Raw genomic sequence first — 3664 nt, forward strand, 5'->3', positions numbered from 1 at the left:
GCTGCACGCCGCGCTCGGCGATCCGCACCTGCCCGCGCACCTGCGCGCGCCGCTCGAACGCGCCGCCGACGCGCTGCGCGACGAGCGCCGACGCGCCGCGCTGTACCGCGAAGCCTTCGACGCCATCCCCGACCTGGTCACCGTGCTCGACGAAGACGGCACCGTGGTGGAGATCAACCGCAACGGCATGGGCGCGCACCGGCGCCTGCGCGAGGACATCGTCGGCCAGCCGATCCACGTGCTCAACCCGGAGCTGCCCGAAGACCACCTCGCGCCGGTGTGGGAAACCCTCAACCGCGGCGGCAGCTACATCATCGAGGTCACCAACAAGCGCGGCGACGGCACCCGCTTCCCGGTGGAAGTGCATTCGGCCGGCTTCGTCCACGACGGCGCGCGCCGGATCATCGCGGTCGCGCGCGACCTCAGCAGCCGCGAAGAGAACGAACTGCGCTTCCGCGAGCTGGTCGAGTCCATCGACCGCGGCCTGATCGTGCAGGACGACGCGCTGCGCATCGTCTACGCCAACAGCGCGGCGATGCGGCTGCTGTCGCTGCACAACGGCGACAGCATCGCCGAGGAACTGCGTTCCGGCGACTGGATGGTGGTGGACGAACGCGGCCACGAACTGGCGCCGGAGCACTACCCCTCGCGGGTCGCGCTGGACAGCGGCGCGGTGGTCAACAGCACCGTGCTCGGCCTCTACCACCGCGTGCGCCGCGAACTGATCTGGCTGTCGATCACCGCCGTGCCGCAGTTCCCGCCCGGCGGCGACCGCCCGCACCAGGTGTTCGCGCTGTTCTCCAACATCACCGAGCTCAAGCGCGACAGCGCCCTGTTCGACCGCGCCCAGGCCCTGGCCCAGATCGGCGGCTGGGAATGGGACGCCGGCCGCGACCGGCTCTATCTCACCTTCGAAGCCCAGCGCATCCTCGGCCGCGACCCGGCGCCGACCCGGATCGAGGAACTGATCGGCTGCCTGCTGCCGCTGGACCGCCACCGCCTGCGCAACGCGCTCGAACGCACCCTCGCCGGTGGCCGCAGCCTCGACCTGGAGCTGCAGGGCCTGCGCGCCGACGCCAGCGTGTTCTGGGTGCGCGCGATCGCCGACGCCGGCGTCGGCGACGTGGTCCGGCAAGTGCTGACCGGCACCCTGCAGGACATCACCGAACGCAAGCTCGAAGAAGAGCAGCTGCGGATCCAGGCGCGCAGCGATCCGCTGACCGGCCTGCTCAACCGCGACGCGGTGCAGGACGAACTCGAGCGCCGCCTGGACGCGTTCCCGCACGCGCCGCTGGCGGTGCTGTACATCGACCTGGACCGCTTCAAGGTGGTCAACGACATCCTCGGCCACGCCGCCGGCGACCGCCTGCTGGCCTCGGCCGCGCGCCGCATCCGCCACGCGGTCGGCGAGCGCGCCCAGATCGCCCGCTTCGGCGGCGACGAATTCCTGGTGGTGTGCTCGCTCGACGGCGATCCGACCCGCGCCGAACGCCTGGCCGACGCGATCCTGGCGATCTTCGGCGACAGCTTCCGCGTCGACGGCGAGGAGTTCACCATCACCGCCAGCATCGGCATCGCCCAGTCGCCGCTGGACGGGCGCACCGCGCAGCAGCTGATCCAGAGCGCCGACGTGGCCATGTACGACAGCAAGCGCCGCGGCCGCAACAGCTGGCAGGCCTTCACCCCGGAACTGGCCGAGCAGCAACTGCACCGCCTGCAACTGGAAACCCACCTGCGCCGGGCCGTGCACAACGACGAGTTCCACCTGGTCTACCAGCCGCAGGTGAACCTGCACGACGGCCGCGTGGTCGCCGCCGAGGCCCTGATCCGCTGGCGCAACCGCTCGCTCGGCGAGATGAGCCCGGACCGCTTCATCGACCACGCCGAAACCACCGGCGACATCGTCGGCATCGGCGGCTGGGTGCTGCACGAAGCCTGCCGCCAACTGCGCCAGTGGCGCGACCAGGGCCTGGCCATCGAACGGATCGCGGTCAACGTCTCCTATCGCCAGTTCCTCGGCGACGACCTCGGCCACACCGTCGCCGCCGCGCTGGCCGCGCACGGCCTGCCCGGCAGCGCGCTGGAACTGGAATTCACCGAACGCGTGCTGATCGAAGACGCGCCCGACACCGTGCGCACCTTCGCCCGCCTGCGCGAACTCGGGGTCAGCCTGTCGATCGACGATTTCGGCGAAGGCTACAGCGCGCTCAACTACATCCGCCGCCTGCCGATCCACGGGCTCAAGCTGAGCCAGTTGTTCGTGCAGGGCGTGCCGGACAACCAGTCCGACGTCGCGGTCTGCCAGGCGGTGACCGGCATCGCCCGCAGCCTCGGCCTCGGCCTGGTCGCCGAAGGCGTGGAAACCCAGCGCCAGCGCGCGTTCCTGCGCGAACTGGGCGTGCTGATCGGCCAAGGTTTCCTGTTCGCGCCCGGCCTGGCGCCGGACGAACTGCGCGACTACTGCCTGGCGCAAACGCCGCACTGACCTGCGCCAACCCGCGCAAACCCCGTATCCGACTGTAGGAGCTGCGCGAGCTGCGACCGCGACCTCCGGCTTGCGTCGCAAGCGAGGTTTCGCGGTCGCAGCTCGCGCAGCTCCTACAGTCGGACTTGCGTTTTCCGGGTCATCGTTGCGACGAAGCGCCCCGCCGCGGCGGGGCGCTTCGCGCCGCACGACTTACGGAATCAGGCAACAGCTATGGCGGTCGCCGCCGTAGGTGCAGCCGGCCCGGCACGTACAGCCGGTTTCCGGGCTCACGCACTTGCCGTCGACGAAGGTGGGCTGCACCGCCACCGCACCGAAGCTGAAAGACCCTGCGATGGCGAACGCCAGCAGCGCCGACTTCATCCGCGAACCGATCTTCTTCATTTGCGTCTCCTGATGGAAACCGCGCGCAACCGTCCCTGGCCCGCGACGCGGCGGCTTGAGAGCGACCTCCTTGTCCGGTTCGGTACGACGGGCGGAGTACGGCACGGCGAACGCGACGCGCCCGCACCGGAGTCGAAGGCCAGCCTGCCAGAGGCCGGCGCGGCCGCATGCAAGGGCGACGCGCACGCAATGCCAAGCCGCACAGGCCGTCACGTTCGCGCGCGGTGCGGGATCGGTGGCGCGCGCTACGGCGCCGCGGCGAGGACGCGATCGGTCCGCGCACGATCGTTCGTCGCGGGCCCGGCCCGCGAAGGATCGGTCCGCGAATGCGCGGCCGGAAAAACCGGCCGGAAGAACTCAGTCCTTGAAACAGCCGCCCAGCAGCGGATTGAGCACGCCGCCGATCTTCTGCGCCGCGAGCGGATTGGACGACACCGTCGCCGCGCGCAGCTTCTTGTACGCCGGCGAGTCCATGACCGCCTTGGCCCGCGCCCACTCGTCCGCGGTGAAGGCCTTGTCCGGATCGGCGTTGGCCAGCATCGCCGCCTGGTACTTGGCGCCGAGCGCGCTGGCGTAGAAGGTCTCCAGCGCGGCGCGGTCCTCGGCGCCGAGGCTGGCCTCGATCACCTGCTGCACCGGCGCGGCCACCGCGTCGTCGGCGATGGCCTTGACGCACTCGACCTGCGCCGGCTTGGCGTTGCGGTCCTGCTGCGCGCCCTGGCGAATGCCGGCGAGGATGCCCGCCGACACCGCGCGCGCGGTGGCGCTGGCGGCCGGCGCGGCGTCGGCGGGCTT

At 71.1% G+C, this 3664-nt stretch carries 3 protein-coding genes; 1 reads left to right on the forward strand and 2 read right to left on the reverse strand.

Annotation, left to right across the window (positions count from 1 at the left end):
- The coding region (locus A7A76_RS05320) for a sensor domain-containing protein (RefSeq protein ID WP_343225290.1) at positions 1 to 2485 on the forward strand (2485 nt) is incomplete at its 5' end.
- A gap of 192 nt (positions 2486 to 2677) precedes the next feature.
- Here A7A76_RS05320 and A7A76_RS05325 read toward each other — a convergent pair.
- Both A7A76_RS05325 and A7A76_RS05330 read right to left on the reverse strand, forming a co-directional pair.
- A complete protein-coding gene (locus A7A76_RS05325; protein WP_206410219.1) occupies positions 2678 to 2869 on the reverse strand; it encodes a hypothetical protein in 192 nt (63 codons plus the stop codon).
- 357 nt (positions 2870 to 3226) lie between these two features.
- A partial coding sequence (locus A7A76_RS05330) for a hypothetical protein (RefSeq protein ID WP_206410220.1) occupies positions 3227 to 3664 on the reverse strand: 438 nt, incomplete at its 5' end.

It is taken from the genome of Lysobacter enzymogenes, assembly GCF_017168095.1.
In the GTDB taxonomy this organism is placed as follows: Bacteria; Pseudomonadota; Gammaproteobacteria; order Xanthomonadales; family Xanthomonadaceae; genus Lysobacter; species Lysobacter enzymogenes_D.

Excerpts from the sequence above, each read along its gene's own strand:
- A7A76_RS05325 (WP_206410219.1), bottom strand. The coding sequence starts at position 2,869 with ATGAAGAAGATCGGTTCGCGGATGAAGTCGGCGCTGCTGGCGTTCGCC.